The sequence below is a fragment of the Streptomyces sp. NBC_00207 genome, assembly GCF_045160965.1.
GTDB lineage: Bacteria > Actinomycetota > Actinomycetes > Streptomycetales > Streptomycetaceae > Streptomyces.
In genome coordinates, this window is record NZ_CP130715.1 from 4,928,647 (window position 1) to 4,947,783 (window position 19,137).

General features: G+C 71.2%; 17 protein-coding genes and 1 pseudogene. 10 read left to right on the forward strand and 8 right to left on the reverse strand.

Annotated elements, in window-relative coordinates; genetic code table 11:
* Nucleotides 1-56 precede the first annotated feature (56 nt).
* Nucleotides 57-1,499, reverse strand: a complete 1,443-nt coding sequence (locus OG472_RS23255; protein ID WP_401610007.1) for an NB-ARC domain-containing protein — start codon at nucleotides 1,497-1,499, stop codon at nucleotides 57-59.
* A gap of 176 nt (nucleotides 1,500-1,675) precedes the next feature.
* On the opposite strand from OG472_RS23255, the gene OG472_RS23260 reads away from it, so the two are divergent.
* Nucleotides 1,676-4,951: an AfsR/SARP family transcriptional regulator gene (locus tag OG472_RS23260; RefSeq protein ID WP_405941981.1), complete on the forward strand. Its 3,276-nt coding sequence runs from the start codon at nucleotides 1,676-1,678 to the stop codon at nucleotides 4,949-4,951.
* Nucleotides 4,952-4,996: 45 nt separating this feature from the next.
* Here the strand turns inward: OG472_RS23260 and OG472_RS23265 are convergent, their stop codons facing one another.
* Together OG472_RS23265 and OG472_RS23270 are read right to left on the reverse strand one after the other, a co-directional pair.
* Nucleotides 4,997-5,161, reverse strand: coding sequence for a hypothetical protein (locus OG472_RS23265; protein ID WP_401610001.1), 165 nt, complete (start codon nucleotides 5,159-5,161; stop codon nucleotides 4,997-4,999).
* An 88-nt stretch (nucleotides 5,162-5,249) separates the two neighbouring features.
* Entirely contained in the window at nucleotides 5,250-6,155 is a 906-nt protein-coding gene (locus OG472_RS23270; RefSeq protein WP_405941982.1) for a hypothetical protein, read from the reverse strand.
* A gap of 206 nt (nucleotides 6,156-6,361) precedes the next feature.
* Here OG472_RS23270 and OG472_RS23275 point away from each other — a divergent pair, with 206 nt between their 5' ends.
* Nucleotides 6,362-6,907, forward strand: coding sequence for a LysM peptidoglycan-binding domain-containing protein (locus OG472_RS23275; protein ID WP_401609995.1), 546 nt, complete (start codon nucleotides 6,362-6,364; stop codon nucleotides 6,905-6,907).
* Between the two features lie 62 nt (nucleotides 6,908-6,969).
* Here OG472_RS23275 and OG472_RS23280 read toward each other — a convergent pair whose 3' ends face one another.
* Nucleotides 6,970-7,662 carry a DUF5324 family protein gene (locus OG472_RS23280; RefSeq protein ID WP_401610417.1) on the reverse strand — a complete coding sequence of 231 codons (693 nt, stop codon included), beginning with the start codon at nucleotides 7,660-7,662 and terminating at the stop codon, nucleotides 6,970-6,972.
* Nucleotides 7,663-7,836: 174 nt separating this feature from the next.
* On the opposite strand from OG472_RS23280, the gene OG472_RS23285 reads away from it, so the two are divergent.
* Together OG472_RS23285 and OG472_RS23290 are read left to right on the forward strand one after the other, a co-directional pair.
* The gene (locus OG472_RS23285; protein WP_405834912.1) at nucleotides 7,837-8,364 is read left to right on the forward strand and encodes a peptidylprolyl isomerase; all 528 of its coding nucleotides are present in this window, start codon (nucleotides 7,837-7,839) and stop codon (nucleotides 8,362-8,364) included.
* Between the two features lie 160 nt (nucleotides 8,365-8,524).
* Complete coding sequence (locus OG472_RS23290; RefSeq protein ID WP_401609993.1) at nucleotides 8,525-9,403, forward strand: rhomboid family intramembrane serine protease; 879 nt, start codon at nucleotides 8,525-8,527, stop codon at nucleotides 9,401-9,403.
* 115 nt (nucleotides 9,404-9,518) lie between these two features.
* Here the strand turns inward: OG472_RS23290 and crgA are convergent, their stop codons facing one another.
* Nucleotides 9,519-9,773 carry a cell division protein CrgA gene (gene crgA, locus OG472_RS23295; protein ID WP_030383881.1) on the reverse strand — a complete coding sequence of 85 codons (255 nt, stop codon included), beginning with the start codon at nucleotides 9,771-9,773 and terminating at the stop codon, nucleotides 9,519-9,521.
* Between the two features lie 91 nt (nucleotides 9,774-9,864).
* Between crgA and OG472_RS23300 the strand changes: the two genes are divergently transcribed.
* The 6 genes and pseudogenes from OG472_RS23300 to OG472_RS23325 all read left to right on the forward strand — a co-directional run bounded on the left by OG472_RS23300 (nucleotide 9,865) and on the right by OG472_RS23325 (nucleotide 13,842).
* Complete coding sequence (locus OG472_RS23300) at nucleotides 9,865-10,638, forward strand: DUF881 domain-containing protein (RefSeq protein ID WP_383565132.1); 774 nt, start codon at nucleotides 9,865-9,867, stop codon at nucleotides 10,636-10,638.
* A complete protein-coding gene (locus OG472_RS23305) occupies nucleotides 10,610-11,383 on the forward strand; it encodes a class E sortase (RefSeq protein ID WP_405941983.1) in 774 nt (257 codons plus the stop codon). The genes OG472_RS23300 and OG472_RS23305 overlap by 29 nt, the downstream gene beginning before the upstream one ends.
* Before the next feature lie 89 nt (nucleotides 11,384-11,472).
* Nucleotides 11,473-11,649 (forward strand): hypothetical protein, encoded by a 177-nt coding sequence (locus OG472_RS23310; RefSeq protein WP_030011120.1) that lies wholly within the window; start codon nucleotides 11,473-11,475, stop codon nucleotides 11,647-11,649.
* Nucleotides 11,646-12,284, forward strand: a complete 639-nt coding sequence (locus OG472_RS23315; RefSeq protein ID WP_401609986.1) for an aminodeoxychorismate/anthranilate synthase component II — start codon at nucleotides 11,646-11,648, stop codon at nucleotides 12,282-12,284. The genes OG472_RS23310 and OG472_RS23315 overlap by 4 nt, the downstream gene beginning before the upstream one ends.
* Nucleotides 12,266-13,105, forward strand: a pseudogene (locus OG472_RS23320) (class E sortase); the annotation flags it as partial. The gene OG472_RS23315 and the pseudogene OG472_RS23320, both read left to right, overlap by 19 nt.
* A gap of 14 nt (nucleotides 13,106-13,119) precedes the next feature.
* Nucleotides 13,120-13,842 carry a class E sortase gene (locus OG472_RS23325; RefSeq protein WP_405941984.1) on the forward strand — a complete coding sequence of 241 codons (723 nt, stop codon included), beginning with the start codon at nucleotides 13,120-13,122 and terminating at the stop codon, nucleotides 13,840-13,842.
* Between the two features lie 182 nt (nucleotides 13,843-14,024).
* On the opposite strand, the gene pknB is transcribed toward OG472_RS23325, so the two are convergent.
* The 3 genes from pknB to OG472_RS23340 form a co-directional block, all read right to left on the reverse strand.
* Complete coding sequence (gene pknB, locus OG472_RS23330; protein WP_405941985.1) at nucleotides 14,025-16,040, reverse strand: Stk1 family PASTA domain-containing Ser/Thr kinase; 2,016 nt, start codon at nucleotides 16,038-16,040, stop codon at nucleotides 14,025-14,027.
* Between the two features lie 195 nt (nucleotides 16,041-16,235).
* Entirely contained in the window at nucleotides 16,236-17,699 is a 1,464-nt protein-coding gene (locus OG472_RS23335) for a peptidoglycan D,D-transpeptidase FtsI family protein (RefSeq protein ID WP_405941986.1), read from the reverse strand.
* Nucleotides 17,696-19,120: an FtsW/RodA/SpoVE family cell cycle protein gene (locus OG472_RS23340; RefSeq protein WP_383565144.1), complete on the reverse strand. Its 1,425-nt coding sequence runs from the start codon at nucleotides 19,118-19,120 to the stop codon at nucleotides 17,696-17,698. Before OG472_RS23340 ends, OG472_RS23335 begins: the two co-directional genes overlap by 4 nt.
* Between the last annotated feature and the right edge of the window lie 17 nt (nucleotides 19,121-19,137).

Below are 19,137 nucleotides of genomic sequence, written 5' to 3' on the forward strand. Positions count from 1 at the left end.
TGCGAAGGCGCCCCGCAGCGGGAGCTGCAGGGCGCCTTCCGGCGGGCGGCCGCTGACTAGCGGGCGACCCGCGCGTGCGTGCCGGAGCGGGCCGCGGGTACCTGCTCCTCCTCCGTCGGGTCGGGCTGGGCCAGTGCGAACGCCCTGGCCATCGGCGTCAGCCCGTACTGCCCCGGCAGGTCGGAGTGTTCGAGCAGGCCCGCGTCGAGGAGCCGTTCGAGGAGGTCCTCCACCGGCTGGGCGGACCGCTCGACCAGGACGGCCAGCGCGTCCGTGGACTCGTACACCACGTTGTCCACGGAGGGCGGGCTCTCGGAGCCGGCGAACTGGCGCAGCATCAGGCGGGCCCACGGGGTCAGCAGGCGGTAGGCGCTGTCCAGGCGGCTGCCCAGGCCTTCGTCCCCGATCTGCAGCCGGCTCAGGAAGCGGCCGGGTTCCCGCCGCCCCTCGCCGAGCAGTTCGGCAACGGAGTCCTGAAGCATCCACTCGGGCCGGGCCGCGATCCGCCGGCCGGCCAGGTTCAGCGCGAGCGGCAGGTCCCCGCACGCGTCGGCGAGGCGCAGGCAGGCGCGTGGTTCGGCGCCGACCCGGTCCCTGCCGATCAGCTCGGCGAGCAGCTCCATGGACTCGTCGCGGTCCAGCGAGGGCAGCCTTATTCGGCCAATTCCGTCGAGGCCCAGGAGCCGCGACCGGCTGGTGATGAGGATGCGGCTCTCGGGCGCCGCGGTGAGCAGTTCCCGTACCTGGCGCTCGTGCGTCACACCGTCCAGCACCACGAGCAGCCGACGCCTGTGGAGCAGCGACCGGTACAGGCCGATCCGCTGTCCGGGGTCGTTCGGGATGCGGTCGGCGGGGATGCCGAGCGCCTCCAGGAAACCGCCCGCGATACCCGCCGCGTCCTTGCGGCCGTCGGCGGCCGGGTCCAGGTTCACGTAGAGCTGTCCGTCCGGAAGGCCCGTCGCCAGTTCGTGGGCGAGCCGCAGGGCGAAGACCGACTTGCCCGCACCGACCTGACCGCTGATCAGCAGTGGCCCCGGCGGGCGCTGTTCCCCGTAGCAGGGAGCCGTCATGGCCCGGGCCCGCTGGAGCAGTTCGGCCCGTCCCACCAGGGGATGCGGCTCCATGGGCAGCTGGGCGGGCGGCGGCAGAACGGCGCGCACGTCGGCGGCGCGCAGCTCGTTCTCCTGGTGCTGCTGAACGGCCTTGGCGGCCGGGCGGGCCGCGCCTTCGTCACCCTCGGCGCGCGCCGCCTCGTGCCAGCGGCGCTCCCAGGTGGCGCGGTCCCCGCCGCAGGCTTCCGCGAAGGCGAGGGCCACCTGAAGGGTCGGGAGGCGGTAGCCGGCGGCCGCGTCGGAGAGTACCGAGGCGGAGAACATGGCCCGCGTGGCCATGTCGCGGTAGCCGGGACTGCCGGCCGCCGTCCTCAGCCTGCGCAACTCCCGGGCGAACGCGGTGACTGGTCCGGCATCGGGGGCCAGTGGTCGCTCCAGTCTTCCCACACCTTGCTCCTTTGGCACTCGTTCTGTGTGCTGCCAGCTCCTCCGGCCTGCCCATGAACTGTCTGTGTCGCCCTTCCTGATCTGCTACCGGATGCTTACCGCGCGCTAGGGGGAACCCCTATGATCCGGTTGACATGGCCTGGCCAGGGGTTGTGTTCATTGGGGGTGGATAGCCGATGCCGGGGGCGGATGCGGAATCCGGGGAGAGACGCAGCGTGGATCTCGTGGGGGGAAGACCACGCTTCAACGTCCTCGGATCGCTCGAGGGATGGACAGGGGAAGTACGGCTGAGACTGGGGGGAGCGATCCAGGAACGGGTCCTGTGCACGCTCCTTCTCGAAGCCGGCCGGGTGGTGCCCGTTGCGCGGCTGGTCGAGGCGACCTGGGAGAAGGACCCGCCGGTGACCGCGGCGCACCAGGTCCGCAAGGCCGTCGCCGATCTGCGGCGGCGCATACCGGCCGGCAACGAGGTGATCGCGACCGACGGGCCCGGATACCGCGTGGTGGTGGCGGACGACCAGGTCGACCTCCTGGAGTTCGACGCACTGACCAGGGCGGCCGGCCGGGCAGTGCGGGAAGGCCGGCAGTCCGAGGCCGCCGAAACCCTGCGCGCGGCCCTCGCGCTGTGGCGGGGCTCGGTGCTGTCCGGCGCGGGCGGACCGGTGATCGACGCCGCGGCGACCGCGCTGGAAGAGCGCCGGCTGGCCGCTGCCGAGCAGCGCTTCGACCTGTGCCTCGCACTGGGCGAGAGCGGCGAACTCATCTCCGGGCTACGCGCGCTGATCACCCAGCACCCGCTGCGGGAGACGCTGCGCGGCCAGCTGATGCTCGCCCTGTACCGCTCGGGGCGGCAGGCCGAGGCGCTCAAGGAGTACGGCGAGGTCCGCGAGCTCCTCGTCGACGAGCTCGGTATCGATCCGGGACCGCGGCTGGCCCGGCTGTACGAGGCGATCCTGCGGGACAGCCCCGAACTGGCCGCGCCCGAGCGCCCGGCGCCCGTACCCGTGACGCCGGTACCCGTGACGCCCGTGGCCGTGGCGCCGGTGGCCGTCGCGCCCGTACCGGCCGCGCCCGTGCGTCCGGAACCGGCCGAGCCGGCGGCCCCCGTACGGCCGGTGCCCGAGCCGGCCGGTCCCGTGCGCACGGTGCCCGGGGCCGCGGCCCCCGGGCAGCAGGCCCTCGCGCAACCGGCTGCCGGGGAGCCGCGGACGCAGGCCGGGGCGCCCGCACCGGCCGACGCGCCGTGCACCCTGCCGTACGACCTGCCCGACTTCACCGGCCGCGCCAAGGAACTGGCCGAACTCTTCGACTACGTACAGGACGAGGGCCGGGGCGCCGAGCGGTACTCCCGGATCGTGGCCATCGACGGCATGGGCGGCATGGGCAAGACCACCCTGGCCGTACGCGCCGCCCACCGCCTGGCCGGGGGGTATCCCGACGGGCAGCTCCACATCGACCTGCACGGATTCACGCCGGGCGGGAAGCCCGTGTCGCCCGCCAGCGCGCTCGACAGCCTGCTGCGGACCGTCGGCACGCCCGGCGACCGCATCCCCGAGGACCTGGAGGGCCGCACGGCCCTGTGGCGCTCGAAGCTGGACGGCCGGCGGATGCTGCTGCTGTTCGACAACGCGGTCGACGCCGCGCAGATCCGGCCCCTGCTGCCGGCCTCGCCCGGCTGTCTGGTGCTGATCACGAGCCGGGGTCGGCTGCTCGACCTCGACGGCGTCGAGTGGGTGTCCATCGGGATGATGGAGCCCGAGGACAGCACCAGCCTGATGACCGAGACGCTCGGCACGACCCGGGTCGCCGCCGAGCCGGAGGCCTCCGCCGAACTGGCCGAGCTGTGCGGCCACCTGCCGCTGGCCCTGCGGATCGCGACCGCCCGGCTGCGCAACAGGCCGCGCTGGACGGTGCGCTACCTGGTCGAGCGGCTGCGGGACGAGAAGCGCCGGATGGACGAGCTGAGTTCGGGCGAGCGCAGCGTCGCGGCGACCCTGCGCCTGTCGTACCTGGCGATGGACGAGGAGTACCGGACGGCGTTCCGCATCCTGAGCCTGTACCCGTGCGCCGGAACCGACGTCCACTCGGCGGCGGCCCTGCTCGGCACGGCCGTCCGGGACGCCGAGGACGCCCTGGAGTTCCTGCTCGACGTCCACCTGGTGCAGCAGCCCGACATCGGCCTCTACACCTTCCACGACCTGGTCCGCAGCTTCGCGCAGAGCCTGCGGGGACCGGCGACGGCGGAGGACGACGCGGCGGCGGTCGAGCGGCTGCTCGGCTACTACCTGACGACCTCCGACGCGGCCTGCGAGGTGCTCTTCCCCGGCCGCGAGCGCCGGCCCACCGGTCTCCCGGCCTACCAGGGCGAACGGCCGACCTTCACGCTGGCCGACCAGGCCGTGCGGTGGTTCGACCGGGAGCAGGCGGGACTGCTGGCGGCCGTGTCCCTCGCCGAGCGGTCCGGCCACGACCGGTACGCGGCCTGTCTGAGCCGCAACGTCGGCTTCCACCTGCACACGCACGGACAGCTCGACGAGTTCTGGAGCGTCGGGCACCTCGCGGTCGCCGCCGCCCGCCGGCTCGACGACCCGGCGCTCCTCGGCATCAGCCTGGCCAACCTGGGCGCGGCCTGCTGGAAGCTCGGCCGCTTCGAGGAGGGGCTGGAGGTGGCCACGGAGGCGCGCGACACGGCGGTCCGCGCCGGTGACCTGCACACCGAAGCGCACAGCGAAGCGACCATCGGGCTGCTGATGTCGATGCTCGGGAGGTACGAGGAGGCCCTGCCCCTGCTGGAGCGGTCCCTCACGATGGCCGGGGAACTGGGCAACCCGCGCGAGGAGGCCGAAAGCCTCACCATGCTCAGCACGTTGTACGAGCGGTGGGGCCGCTATCCGGAAGCAGCCGCCTCCGCCCGCAGGGCGCTCGCGATCGACCGCGACCTCGGCTACCGCAGCAACGAGATCATGGCCCTGGCCGATCTGGCCTTCGCCCAGGTGGGCCTCGGCGAGTACACGGACGCGCACGAGACCCTCAAACGCGCCCGCGACCTGTGCGACGAGACCAGGTCGCCGGGTGACGTCGCCCTGGTGTTCGCGGTGTCCGCCCAGGTGGCGCAGGAGCGGGGGGACGGCACGCAGGCGCGTGCGTTCGCCGAGCGGGCCCTGCTCCTCGGCCGTACGAGCGGCGCCCCGATCCGCCTTGCCAAGGTCGAGAACGTCCTCGGCCGGCTCCACATGACGTGGGGGGAGCACGAGGAGGCGCTGGCCCTGCACGCCCACGCCCACAAGATCGCGGCGCCGATGAGCTTCCGCGCCGAGGAGGCGTCCGCGCTGGTGGGCCTCGCCCGCGCGGCCGAGGCCCTCGGGGACGCCCCGGCGGCGGCCGGACACCGTGCGGCCGCGGAGGACTTATTCAAGTTCATGGGTCTGCCGGCGCACCGCCGGACGTACTGACCGACCCCGTACGCGGACGTGCGCGGCGAGCGGCCGGCGGCCGGCTCAGCGGGTGGTGGGGCCCGGGGAGGGGGTGCCCGGGCCGCGGTCGTCCGCGAGGACCTCGTACCCGGAGGGCTGGCCGGCGTCCGCCGACTGGACCGTCACACCGACGCCGATCACCAGAGCCGCCGCGAAGATCCCGACCAGTCCAGCCAGCTTGCTGCGCATGTGTTGATCCCCCTGCTTGCGTTCCCGGTGTGCGGTTCCCGTGTGGCGGGTTGGCCGCTCTCGACAAGACACAGACTGGCCGAGGCCCTTACCGGTCCGTTCCCCTCTCGATACCGCTCGCGGAAACGGGCCGGGAACCGCCGTTACCGGCCTGTTCCCGCCCCGGCTCCACGGCCGCCGCGATCCGCGATCCCCGGGCGCTGACCAGCACGTCCGTCCGCGTGGTGCCCGATTCGTACCCGGCCAGATCCAGCAGGGCCCGCACGGTCGCGCGGATCCCGGCCTGCTCCGTCTCGTGCAGCGGTACGGCGTTGCCCTCGGGGGTGATGCCGGCGACGAGGTGCATGCCGTCGACGGTCAGCGTCTCCACACGGAACTTGGCTCCCGTCAAGAGCTCTTCGACGAGATAGGGGGCCGAATGCCGGGCGGTGACGGCCTGTTCGGCCCACCGGTCGAGTCCGGGCCGGTCGTGCACCGCAACGGACCACCAACAGCCCGCCTTGTCGGCCGACTTGATGACCACCGGCAGGGGGAAGTGCTCCGCCAGCGAACGCGCCTCGGCGACGGACCCCGCCTCCTCGGCGCGTACGGCCGAGGTCCGGCTCTCGTTGAGGATGCGCCGGATCGTCACCGCGTCCGGCAGTGGGGCCGAGGGGGTCTCCCGGCCCTCGGAGAGTTCCCGCAGGACCTCCCCGGCGGCCGCGGCCGCCCCGCTGCCGAGATCCCTTTCGAGATCGCTCGCGAGGTACAGGACGTGCCCGATCCCGTGCCCCAGGACCGTGTCCGTCAACAGGGCGCGCAGCGCGGCCGTGTCGCCGAAGTCCACGCGGAGGAGTCGTTGCGGGGGCAGCTCGGGGGGAAGCCGTGCGTCCGGAGGCCACGGGCCCGGGTCCGACACCACCCAGACGTCCAGACCCGCCGCGACCGCGGCGCGTACGAGCCCTGGTCCGGGCCTGACCAGGACGACCCGCTCCACGGACTGTCTGATGATCACAGAATTCTCCTCCATCGTGTCCCACGAGGCTGCCGCCGTGCGTTCCCGGTCCCTTCCCACCGTGTTCCCGGCCGCCGGGGCGGCGTTCCACGGGCGCCGCGGGTCCCCCGGATGGCCCCGTCACAGGGCCACCCGGCGCCCCGTGTCCGACAGTGGGGGAAGGCACCGAGCCCAGGGGGGCACCATCACGCCGGAGGCGTACGCACATGGGACTCTTCGACTTCCTGAAGTCCGACAAGAAGAAGGCGCACGAGGCCGCCGAGAAGGCGAAGGAGCAGGTGGAGCAGCAGTCGGCCGCGCGGGCGACACCTCCCGCGAGCTCGGCGGCCGACGCCGCCGCGGCCACCAGGGCCGCCGCGGAGCGCAGGGCGGCCCCCGCACCGCCCAAGCCGGGGCCCAGGCCCGCGACCCCGAGCCCGACGTCCGCCGCGCACAAGGCCGTGCCGGCCCCTCCCAAGCCGGCCGCGATGCCGAAGCCCGGGCCCGTGGCCGAGGCGCGGGGCGCCGCGCACACCCCCTCCCCCGCGTCGGCCGCGCACAAGGCCGTGCCCGCGGCCCCGATGCCCAAGCCGGGGGCCACCGCGAAGAAGCGCACGTACACCGTCAAGCCCGGTGACTCGCTCTCCGAGATCGCCCGCCGTGAGCTGGGCAACGAGGCCCGCTGGCGCGAGCTCTACGCCATGAACCGGGGCGTGGTCGGCTCCAACCCCGACCTGATCCGCCCGGGCATGGTCCTCACCCTCCCCGGCTGAGACCCGCACGTGCACGCGGAGGGGGCCCGGATCCAGCAGGATCCGGGCCCCCTCCGCGTGTCTCAGCGCTGCGTGTCGTCCGAGGCCGGGCCGGCCTCGCGCTCCTTCGCCGCGAGCTCGTCGTCGAAGCTCGCCGGAGCGGCGTCCTGCGACGACAGCTCCGTGGCGGCCGGCGGCTCGACGAGCCAGTCCGGGTTCGACTGCTGGTCCCACCACCTCCACGCCGCGTAGGCGACGCCGGCCAGCACGCCGACGACCACCGCACCCTTGACCAGCCCCTTGCAGCGCTCCCGCCGCTCGTGGCGCCGCACCAGCTTCTGCACTTCCTTGGCCGTCACCTGGCCGCGCAGCGCCGCGAGGGCCGCCGCCGACCGCGAAGCGGCCTCCTCGGCCACCGGGGTGGCGGCCGCGATCGCGCTCTCGAGCCGCGGCTGGGTGTAGTCGGCGGCCTGCCGCGCCGCGATGCGGGTCTGGTGCACCGCCTTCGTCGCCGCCCGGTCCACGTTCGGCGGCACGTGTGCGCGCGCCGCCTTGAGCCGGGGATGCAGATGGCTGTCGTAGGTCGTGCGCGCCTGCCGGGCGGCCGCGTCGGCCGCGTACGACACCTTGGGCGCCAGCAGTTCGTTGGCCTCTTGGGCGTAGTGCACCGCGGCGTCCCTGGCGGATTCCGCGTACGGTGCCACCACTTCCGCCGCGTGCAGGAAACTCTCCCTGGCGCTCTCGGCTGCCAGGCGCACGCTGTCCTTGCGGGTCACGGGATCCTCCTCCTCGGTGGCGGACACAGTTCACCTTTCCACCCTTTGTCGGATCATGCCTCTCCTATCGCCGACAGGCATGCGTGACAGGGCATACGGGTGGACGATTTCAGTGCTGCGGAGCGCTCCGTGCGACCATCTGGACCGACAGTGATGACTATGGAAGGCAGATCAGTGGCCGAGAAGCTCTACGCCACCCTGAAGACCACCCACGGCGACATCGAGATCGAGCTGCTGGAGAACTTCGCTCCGAAGACGGTCCGGAACTTCGTGGAGCTCGCCACGGGGGCCCGCGAATGGACCCGCCCCACCGACGGTCAGAAGACCACGGACCCGCTGTACGACGGCACCGTCTTCCACCGCGTCATCAAAGGCTTCATGATCCAGGGCGGCGACCCGCTCGGGAACGGCACCGGCGGCCCCGGCTACCAGTTCGCCGACGAGTTCCACCCCGACCTGGCCTTCACCAAGCCGTACCTGCTCGCGATGGCCAACGCGGGCCCGGGCACCAACGGCTCGCAGTTCTTCATCACCGTGGCGCCCACCGCCTGGCTGACGCGCAAGCACAGCATCTTCGGCGAGGTCACCGACCCGGCGAGCCAGAAGGTCGTGGACGCCATCGCCGGCAGCGCCACCAACCCGCGCACCGAGCGCCCCCTGGACGACGTGATCATCAAGTCCGTGGTCGTCGAGAAGCGCTGACGGCCCCGCGCGCCGGCCGGCCCCAGGCCCTGCCAGGCCAGGCCCGGCCCGGCCCCGGGAACCTTTCCGCCCCGCCCGTCCGTCCTGCATGCGTATGAAGTGATGGGGCATACCGGACCGGCGGGGCGCACCCCTGCCTCGCCGCTGATCGAGGGAACCGATGGACACCGACCGTCTGCCGGGCTGCTACCGCCACCCGGACCGCGACACGGGGATCAGCTGCACCCGCTGCGAGCGCCCCATCTGCCCCGAGTGCATGATCAGCGCCTCGGTCGGCTTCCAGTGCCCCGAATGCGTCCGCGAGGGCTCGGGCACCGGGCACCGGCCGACCGCGAACGCGCCGCGCACCATCGCGGGCGGGGTGGTCGCCGCCGACCCCCACCTCGTCACCAAGATCCTCATCGGGATCAACGTCCTGGTGTTCCTGGTGGGCGCGATCGACCCGGCGCTGGCGGTCCAGCTGGAGCTGATCGGCCGGTACCGGGAGTTCGCGTACGTGCCCGGCCCCATCGAGGGCGTGTCCACGGGTGAGTACCACCGGCTGCTGACCTCGGTGTTCCTGCACACCCAGCTGTGGCACCTCGCCGGCAACATGATCGCCCTGTGGGTGATCGGAGGCCCGCTGGAGGCGGCGCTGGGCCGGGCCCGCTATCTGGCGGTCTACCTGCTGTCGGGCCTGGGCGGCAGCGCCCTCGTCTATCTGGTGAGCGCGCCGAACACCCCGACCCTCGGCGCGTCCGGCGCCGTCTTCGGCCTGCTGGGCGCGACGGTCGTCCTGGTCCGCCGGCTGCGGTACGAGATGCGGCCGGTCATCGTCATGGTCGTGCTGATGCTGGTGCTGACCTTCGTCCCGCTCGGCGGCATCAGCGTGTCGTGGCCGGCGCACGTGGGCGGGCTGGTGACCGGCGCACTGGTGGGGCTGGGCATGCTCACGCCCACCTCGGGCAGGACGCGCACACTCGTCCAGTGGGGGACCTGTGCGGGGGTGTTCCTGCTGGCCACGGCCCTGATCCTGATCCGTACGGCGGAACTCACCTGATCACACCGGCGTCAACTCTCCACAGAGTTATCCACAGATCTTCTGTCTTTTCCTCAGGTGTGGATGACGCTGTGGATAACTCATGGGGAGAGCTTCCGTCAGAGGCCGGGAGGTGCTACTTCCACTGCGTGGACACACCGAATCCCGCGGCGATGAAGCCGAAACCGACCACGATGTTCCAGTTGCCCAGGGCCTCGATCGGCAGCTGGGTCTCGGTCACGTAGAAGACGACGATCCACGCGAGTCCGATCAGGAAGAACGCCAGCATGACCGGGGCGACCCAGCTGCGGTTCGTCAGCCGGATGCTCTGCGGCTGCCGCGTGGGCGGCGGCGTGTAGTCGTCCTTCTTGCGGATACGTGACTTCGGCACGAGGGGCTCTCCTGTCGATGCGCTGGGGACCTTGCCTGCCCCGGGCGTCCGTTAGCGTAGTGGACCTGTGGCGTTGAAGGAGAAGGGTACGTTGAGCAATTCCGACGACTCCTCCGCGGGTCCCCGTCGCCGGGCCAGAGCGGTCCGGCTGCTGACGGCCGCCGTCTTCGCCCTGGCCGGGCTTCTCTTCGTCACCAGTTTCAACACCTCCAAGGGTACGAACATCCGGACGGACGCCTCGCTCCTCAAGCTGTCCGACCTCATCAAGGAGCGCAGCCAGAACAACGCGGAGCTGGAGCAGAGCACCGCCCTGGCCCGCCACCGGGTGGACGCCCTCGCCGACCGCGACGACGGCAGCACCAAGGCCGAGGACGCGAAGCTGGCCGCCCTGCGCGCGGCCTCCGGCACCGAGGAGCTGTCGGGCAAGGGCCTGACGGTCACCCTCAACGACGCCCCGCCGAACGCCACCGCCCGCATCCCCAACGTGCCCGAGCCGCAGCCCAACGACCTGGTGATCCACCAGCAGGACCTGCAGGCCGTGGTGAACGCCCTGTGGCAGGGCGGCGCCGAGGGCATCCAGGTCATGGACCAGCGGCTCATCTCCACCAGCGCGGTGCGCTGCGTGGGCAACACGCTGATCCTCCAGGGCCGCGTCTACTCGCCCCCGTACAAGATCTCGGCGGTGGGCGACCCGGGCGCGCTGAAGAAGGCCCTCGCCGCCTCGCCGGCCCTGCAGAACTACCAGCTGTACGTGAACGCGTACGGGCTCGGCTGGAAAGTGGACGAGCACAAGGCGCTGACACTTCCCGGCTACTCCGGCACAGTGGACCTCCACTATGCGAAGCCGGTGGCTCCCACCCCGTGAGCGGGTCCGTCCCGACGTCGTACTGCGCCTGGTGGTACGGACGTTCAGCGAGGTGTGCCTGACGGCGGGCACGCTGATCGTGCTCTTCGTGGCGTACGTCCTGCTGTGGACCGGGGTCAAGGCCGACCGGGCCATGGACGGCGAGAGGGCCGGGCTGCGCGACCGCTGGGCGGCGGCCTCTGCGGCGGCCCCGGGGGCCGCGCCGCAGCCCGCACCGGCCACGCCGTCCGCGCAGCCGGCGCCCCCCGCCGAACCGGCCGGACCGCCGCCCTATCCCGCCGGCCGGGCCTTCGCCGAGATGTACGTACCGCGCTTCGGCCCGGACTGGGTCAAGCCCGTCCTGGAGGGCACCGACCCCGAGCTGCTGAAGAAGGGGCTGGGCCACTACGCCGCCACCGCCCGCCTCGGCGCCACCGGGAACTTCTCGGTGGCCGGACACCGGCGCACCTACGGCGATCCCTTCAAGGACTTCCCGGAGCTCCGCAAGGGTGACGAGGTGATCCTCAAGGACGCGGGCACCTGGTACACGTACACCGTGCGGGGCGGGCCCCTGCGCACCCTGCCGACCCAGGTGGGAGTGGTCGCCCCGGTCCCGGAGAAGTCGCCGTTCACCACGCCCGGCCGGTACCTGACCCTCACGACCTGCGATCCGGAGTGGGGCCACAGCCACCGGCTGGTCGTCTGGGCGGAGCTGACCGGCACCCGCCCCGTGGGACAGGGCCGGCCGGAGGGTTTGTCCGGGTGACCCACCCGGTCGGGCCGCTGCCTTTAGTCTGTTGGCGTACCGCCTCCGCGGTGCGTTGAACGAATGTGGACGAAAAGGAAACAGGCGGCATGTACGGCTGGATCTGGCGGCACCTGCCGGGCAACGCGTGGGTCCGCGCGCTGATCTCACTCGTACTGGTCCTCGCAGTGGTCTTCGTACTGTTCCAGTACGTCTTCCCGTGGGCCGAGCCGCTCCTGCCGTTCAACGATGTGACGGTGGACGAGGGATCGGGAGCCACTCCGTGAGCGCGCGCATTCTGGTTGTCGACAACTACGACAGCTTTGTCTTCAACCTGGTCCAGTACCTCTACCAGCTCGGCGCCGAATGCGAGGTGCTGCGCAACGACGAGGTCGAGCTCGCACACGCGCAGGACGGTTTCGACGGCGTCCTGCTGTCCCCCGGGCCGGGCACGCCCGAGGAAGCGGGCGTCTGCATCGACATGGTCCGGCACTGCGCGCGGACGGACGTCCCCGTCTTCGGCGTGTGCCTCGGCATGCAGTCGATGGCGGTCGCCTACGGAGGGGTCGTGGGCCGGGCGCCCGAGCTGCTCCACGGCAAGACCTCGCCCGTGATCCACGAGGGGCTGGGAGTCTTCGAGGGACTGCCGTCGCCGTTCACCGCGACCCGCTACCACTCCCTCGCCGCCGAGCCCGGCACCCTCCCCGACGCGCTGGAGGTCACGGCGCGCACCGAGGACGGGATCATCATGGGCCTGCGCCACCGGGAGCACGACGTCGAGGGCGTGCAGTTCCACCCCGAGTCGGTGCTGACCGAGTGGGGCCACCGGATGCTCGCGAACTGGCTGGTGCGGTGCGGTGACGCCGGCGCCGTGGAGCGCTCGGTGGGGCTGGCCCCGGTGGTGGGCAAGGCCGTCGCGTGACGACGGTCGCGCCGTCCGCGCCCACGGAGGGCCGGGCCGCGCGACGCAGGGCAGCTCAGGAGGCCGCGAAGCGGGCCGCCAGACACACCCGGAGGCGGGGCGGACGGCGGCGCAGGCGGCCGGCGTCGGGCGGCCCGGTGGTCATCGCGAGCCGGCTGGGCGGAGAGCTGTTCATCACGATGGGGCTGGTGATGCTGCTGTTCGTCGCCTACCAGCTCTGGTACACGAACGTGGTGGCGGAGCGGGCGGCGAACGGGGCCGCCGGCTCGCTGCGCCAGACCTGGGAGCACCCGCCGGGCGGCGACGGGGCCGCGGCACCGCCGGTGACGGCCTTCGAGCCCGGCCAGGGCTTCGCCATCCTCCACATCCCGAAGCTCGACGTGAAGGTCCCGGTGGCGGAGGGCGTCAGCAAGCCCAAGGTGCTGGACCGGGGCATGGTCGGGCACTACGGCGAGGGCGCACTGAAGACGGCGATGCCCTCGGACAAGCAGGGCAACTTCGCGGTGGCGGGCCACCGCAACACCCACGGCGAGCCCTTCCGCTACATCAACCGGCTCGTGCCCGGGGATCCCGTCGTGGTCGAGACCCGGGACGCGTACTACACGTACGAGATGACCTCCGCCCTGGCGCAGACGCCGCCGACGAACGTGGCGGTCCTGAGGCCGGTGCCGGAGGGGTCCGGGTTCACCGGTGAGGGCCGGTACATCACGCTGACCACCTGCACCCCGGAATTCACCAGCACCTACCGGATGATCGTATGGGGCAGGATGACCGAGGAGCGGCCCCGCAGCCAGGGCCCGCCGCCCGCGCTGACCAGTTAAGGACGAATCAAGCAGTGTCTCGAGCCCGCCGCCCCGCCGCGGCCCCGCCCGCCGGCAACCGCAGTGTGCTCGCCGGATTCCTGAGCCTGCTGGGCGAGGTCCTGATCACGGTGGGCCTGGTGCTGGGCCTGTTCGTGGCCTACTCGCTGTGGTGGACGAACGTGCTCGCGGACCGGGAGGCCTCCGCGAAGGGCGACGAGGTCCGCCAGCAGTGGCAGACGCCCTCCCAGCCCGCGGAACCCGGGGCGCTCGACACCAAGGACGGCGTCGGCTTCCTGCACGTACCGGCGATGAAGAACGGCGAGGTGCTCGTCAAGCCGGGCACCGCGCCGGACATCCTCGACGACGGCGTGGCCGGGTACTACACGGAGCCGGTGAAGTCGGCGCTGCCGTGGGACGAGAAGGGGAACTTCTCGCTCGCCGCGCACCGCGACGGACACGGGGCGAAGTTCCACAACATCGACAAGGTGAAGAACGGCGACGCGGTCGTCTTCGAGACCCGGGACACCTGGTACGTCTACAAGGTCTTCGCGGAGCGGCGCCAGACGTCGAAGTACAACACCGACGTGATCAACCCGGTCCCGAAGGAGTCGGGCAAGACCGCCCCGGGCCGCTACATCACGCTCACGACCTGCACGCCGGTCTACACCTCGAAGTACCGGTACATCGTGTGGGGCGAGCTGGTCCGCACCGAGAAGGTGGACGCGAAGCGGACGCTGCCGGCGGAACTGCGCTGAGGAAGGCCCCTGAGGGCTCCTGCGGCGCCTCCTGAGCCCCACGGGCCCCCGGGGGTCACCGGCGGCCCCGGGCGGCCCAGGACGGGGCGCAGGCGGCCGTCCGGCGGCGGGTACGGAAAAGGTCCGGCCCTTCCCCCGGTCGGTGGGGGAAGGGCCGGACCTCTTCGTGTCTCGCCGGTGCGCTACCGGCGGCCGTTGCCTCCGGTCAGGCCGGAGATGATGCCACCGCCGTCCTGCTGGCCCTGGGTGGTGGCGATGTTGACGGGCTGGCCCGAGTTGAGCGGGGTGCCGGGCGGCGGGTTGGTACCCACCACGATCGAGTTGTCGTCCGTCGGGCCGCCGACGATGCCGACCCGCAGGTTGGCGCGCTGCAGATCGTCCTTGTACTGGCCCAGCGTCCGGCCGGCGAAGTTCGGCACCACGGTCGCCGTCGAGGCCTTGGCGATGGTGATGTTCACCGTCTTGCCCACCTCGAGCTGCTGCCCCGCCGAGAACTGCTGGAAGACCACCGTCCCCGGAGCGGCTCCGGGCTGCTCGTTCTCTGTCACGCTGCCGAGCTTGAGCTTGACGTCCTTGAGCGCCTTCTCCGCGTCGTCCCTGGTCTTGCCCTTGAGCTCCGGGACCACGGCCTTGGTGAGCTCCTTGGCGACCGTCAGCTTGATGACGGAGTTCTTCTCCGCCTCGCCGCCCTTCGGGTCCTGGTCGATCACGAGGCCGGGGGTCTGGTCGGACTCCTCGTTCTTGCGCTCGACCTGGAAGCCCCTGTCCTTCAGGGTCTTCTCGGCCTCTTCGAAGGTGATCCTCGTGACGATGGGGACCTGCACCTTGGGCGCGCCCAAGGAGACCGTCACCGTGACCGTGGAACCGTCCTTGACCTTGGTGTCGGCCGCCGGGTCCTGCGTGCAGACGTTGCCCTTGGGCTGGTTCTCGCAGGGCGCGTCGCCGCCCTTGACCACCTTGAGGCCGACGTTGGTGCCGCTCCGCTGCGCCTGTTCGAAGGTCTGGCCGATGAGCTTGGGCACGGCGGGCCGGTTGTCGGCCGTGTCGCTGAAGAGGGAGCGGCCGATGAGGATCGCGCCGACGAGGACGAGGACGCCGGCCAGCACGAGCAGGACCGTGGAGGCCTTGCTCTTCTTCTGCTGGCGGCGGTTTTGGCCCTGGTCGTAGCCGCCGTGGCCCTGGTCGCCGTATCCGTAGCCGCCGTCGCCCGGGGGCATCGGCTGCATCATCGCGGTCTGGCCGCCTTCGGTGGCGCGCAGGGCGGCGGTGGGCTGGTCGTAGCCCGGCTGCCCGTATCCGTGGCCCTGGTCGGGATAGCCGTAGCCGGCCGCGCCCATGGAGGCGGTGGCGGCGACGGGCTGGCCGTCGAGGCAGGCCTCGATGTCGGCGCGCATCTCGTCGGCCGACTGGTAGCGGTAATCGGGGTCCTTGACCAGGGCCTTGAGGACGATGGCGTCCATCTCGGGCGTGATCTCGGGGTCGAAGTTCGACGGCGGCTGCGGCTCTTCCCGTACGTGCTGGTAGGCGACGGCCACGGGGGAGTCGCCGACGAACGGGGGCCGCACGCTGAGCAGCTCGTAGAGCAGGCAGCCCGCGGAGTAGAGGTCGGAGCGCGCGTCGACCTGCTCGCCCTTGGCCTGCTCCGGGGAGAGGTACTGGGCGGTGCCGATGACGGCGGCCGTCTGCGTCATGGTCATGCCGGAGTCGCCCATGGCGCGGGCGATGCCGAAGTCCATGACCTTGACCTGGCCGGTGCGCGTCAGCATCACGTTCGCGGGCTTGATGTCGCGGTGCACGATGCCGGCCCGGTGCGAGTACTCCAGGGCCTGGAGGATGCCGATGCACATCTCCAGGGTGCGCTCGGGCAGCAGCTTGCGGCCGGAGTGGAGCAGTTCGCGCAGGGTGGAGCCGTCGACGTACTCCATCACGATGTACGGGATGGAGATGTTGTCGACGTAGTCCTCGCCGGTGTCGTAGACGGCGACGATCGCGGGATGGTTCAGCGACGCGGCCGACTGGGCCTCGCGCCGGAACCGGGCCTGGAAGGACGGATCGCGGGCGAGGTCGGCGCGCAGGGTCTTGACGGCGACGGTACGGCCGAGCCGGGTGTCGTGGGCGAGGTAGACCTCGGCCATGCCACCACGGCCGAGCACGTGGCTCAGCTCGTACCGGCCGCCGAGGCGACGCGGCTCTTCCATAACGTTGCAGCCCTCTCCGTCAGTCCCGACCGCACCTGTGTGTGGTCCGGCGGTGTGCTGTTCGCGCAAAGGCTACCGGCCGATCGTCCGTGATCGGTTCGTGGCCACAGGCTGATACTGGACCGGTACCGTACGCTCGGATCGGGGCGGAATTCAGTGATGTGGGTCACTCCGCTCCGGCCCGTCATTGCTTGGTCACCCCTGGCTGTTGAGCACCGCTTCCATGACGGCCTTGGCGACGGGCGCGGCCAGACCGCCACCGCTGATCTCCTCGCGCTCCGCGCTGCTGTCCTCGATGACGACGGCGACGGCGACGGGCGAGGACTTGTCCGCGTTCTCGGCGTAGGAGATGAACCAGGCGTACGGCCGCTTCTTGTTGCCCTCGCCGTGCTGGGCGGTGCCGGTCTTGCCGCCGACGGTCACGCCCTTGATCTGGGCCTTGGGGCCGGTGCCCCGCTCGACGACGTTGACCATCATCTGCTGGATCTTCTGAGCGTTGGCGGCGGACAGCGGCCGGCTCATCTCCTGCGGCTCGTGCTTCTCGATGACGTCCAGGTTGGGGGCCGTGAGCTGGTCGACCATGTAAGGCTTCATCAGCTTGCCGTCGTTGGCGATCGCCGCGGTGACCATGGCCATCTGGAGCGGGGTGGCGGCGGTGTTGAACTGCCCGATGGAGCTCAGGGCGTTGCCGTCCCTGGCCATCTTCTTGTCGTAGATGCTGGCGAACGCGCGGACCGGAATGTCGACCTTGTCGTTGTTGAAGCCGAACTTCTCGGCGGTCTCCACCATCTTGTCGCGGGTGACCTTGTCGCCCAGGTTCGCGAAGACGGAGTTGCAGGAGACCTCCATCGCCTTGTTCAGGCTGGCCTTCTCGCAGCCCTTGGCGTGGTTCTCCATCGGGGTCTGGGTGCCGGGCAGGATGTACGGCTCGGGGGTGTCCGTCGGGTCTTCGATGTTCTTGACGACGTTGTTCTCCAGCGCCGCGGCGGCGGTGACCACCTTGAACGTGGAGCCCGGCGGGTACGTCTCGCGCAGTGCGCGGTTGACGAGCTTCTTGTCCTCGCTGTCCTTCAGCTCGACCCAGGCCTTCTCGTCGGCCTTGGAGTTGCCCGCGAAGCTGGAGGGGTCGTACGAGGGGGTGGAGACCAGGGCGAGGACGGCGCCCGTGCGCGGGTCGATGGCGGCGACCGCGCCCTTGTTCTTGCCGAGCGCCTCGAAGGCGGCCTTCTGGGCGGCGGGGTTGAGCGTGGTGACGACGTTGCCGCCCTGCTTCTTCTCCCCGGTGAACATGCCGATGGTGCGGTCGAAGAACAGCCGGTCGTCGTTGCCGGTGAGGATGCCGTCCTCGAGCGATTCGAGCTGGGTGGAGCCGAAGGCCTGCGAGGCGTAGCCGGTGACCGGCGCCCACAGCTCGCCCTCCGTGTACGTGCGCTTGAACTTGTAGTCGCTGCCGTCGGTGACCGCGGAGCCCGTGATCGGCGCCCCGTTCACGATGATGTTGCCGCGCTCGGTCGCGTACTGGGCGATCTGGACCCGGCGGTTCTCCTTGCGCGTGCTGAGTTCCTCGGCCTGGACGTACTGCAGCCAGTTCGTGCGGATCAGCAGGGCGAGGACGAGCAGCCCGCAGAACAGCGAGATGCGGCGCAGGGGCTTGTTCATGACGGGCGGACCACCTGGGTCATCTCGGAGTCGGGGGACGGGGCGGGGGCCGGGGCGGGGCGCCGTGCGGTGTCGCTGATCCGGATGAGCACGGCGATGAGGATCCAGTTGGCGAGGACGGAGGAGCCGCCGGACGCGAGGAAGGGCATCGTCATGCCGGTGAGGGGGATCAGGCCCATGACCCCGCCGGCGACCACGAAGATCTGGAGCGCGAAGGCGCCGGAGAGGCCGATGGCGAACAGCTTGCCGAAGGGGTCGCGGGCCGCGAGGGCGGTGCGGACGCCCCGCTCGATGATGAGGCCGTAGATCAGGAGGAAGGCCATCACACCGGCGAGCCCGAGTTCTTCGCCGACGGTGGAGAAGATGAAGTCGGAGTTGGCGGCGAAGCCGATCAGGTCGGAGTTGCCCTGGCCCCAGCCGGCGCCGAGCACGCCGCCCGAGCCGAAGCTCATGATCGACTGGCCGACCTGCTCGCAGGCGCCGGAGGTGCTGTAGCAGGCGAAGGGGTCGAGCCAGGCGGTGACGCGGGCCTTGACGTGGCTGGCGGTGGCCCCGACGACGGTGGCGCCGCCGACCGACATCAGCAGGCCGATGACGATCCAGCTGGTGCGCTCGGTGGCCACGTACAGCATGATCACGAACATGCCGAAGAAGAGCAGCGAGGTGCCGAGGTCGTTCTCGAAGACGAGGACGAGCAGGCTCATCGCCCAGATCATCAGGATCGGGCCGAGGTCGCGGCCGCGCGGCAGGTAGAGGCCCATGAAGCGGCGGCTGGCCAGCGCGAGCGCGTCCCGCTTCACCATGAGGTAGCCGGCGAAGAAGATCGCGATGACGATCTTCGCGAACTCACCGGGCTGGATGGAGAAGCCGCCGACGCTGATCCAGATCTTGGCGCCGAACACGTCGGCGCCGAGGCCCGGGATGACCGGCAGGATCAGCAGGATCAGGGCGCCGGCCATGGAGATGTACGTGAACCGCTGCAGGACGCGGTGGTCCTTGAGGATCAGCAGCACGGCGGCGAACAGGGCGATGGCCACCGCCGTGTACATCATCTGGCGGGGCGCGGACGGGGAGAACGCGCCGAAGGACTTCTTCGCCAGGTTCTGCAGCCGCTCGGACTGGTCCAGGCGCCAGATCAGCACGAGGCCCAGCCCGTTGAGGAGCGTGGCCAGCGGCAGCAGCAGCGGGTCGGCGTACTTGGCGTACCGGCGCACGACGAAGTGCGCGATCCCGGCGAGGGCGCCGAGGCCGAGGCCGTAGAGCAGCATGCCGGGCGGCAGGGTGCCGTTGATCGCGAGGCCCACGTTGGCGTAGGCGAACATCGGGATGACCACGGCGAAGACGAGCAGCAGGAGCTCGGTGTTCCGCCGGCTCGGCAGCTCGATGGCGCCGATGGTGGTCGTATTGGTGACAACGCTCATGGTGTGGCAGGCCCCCT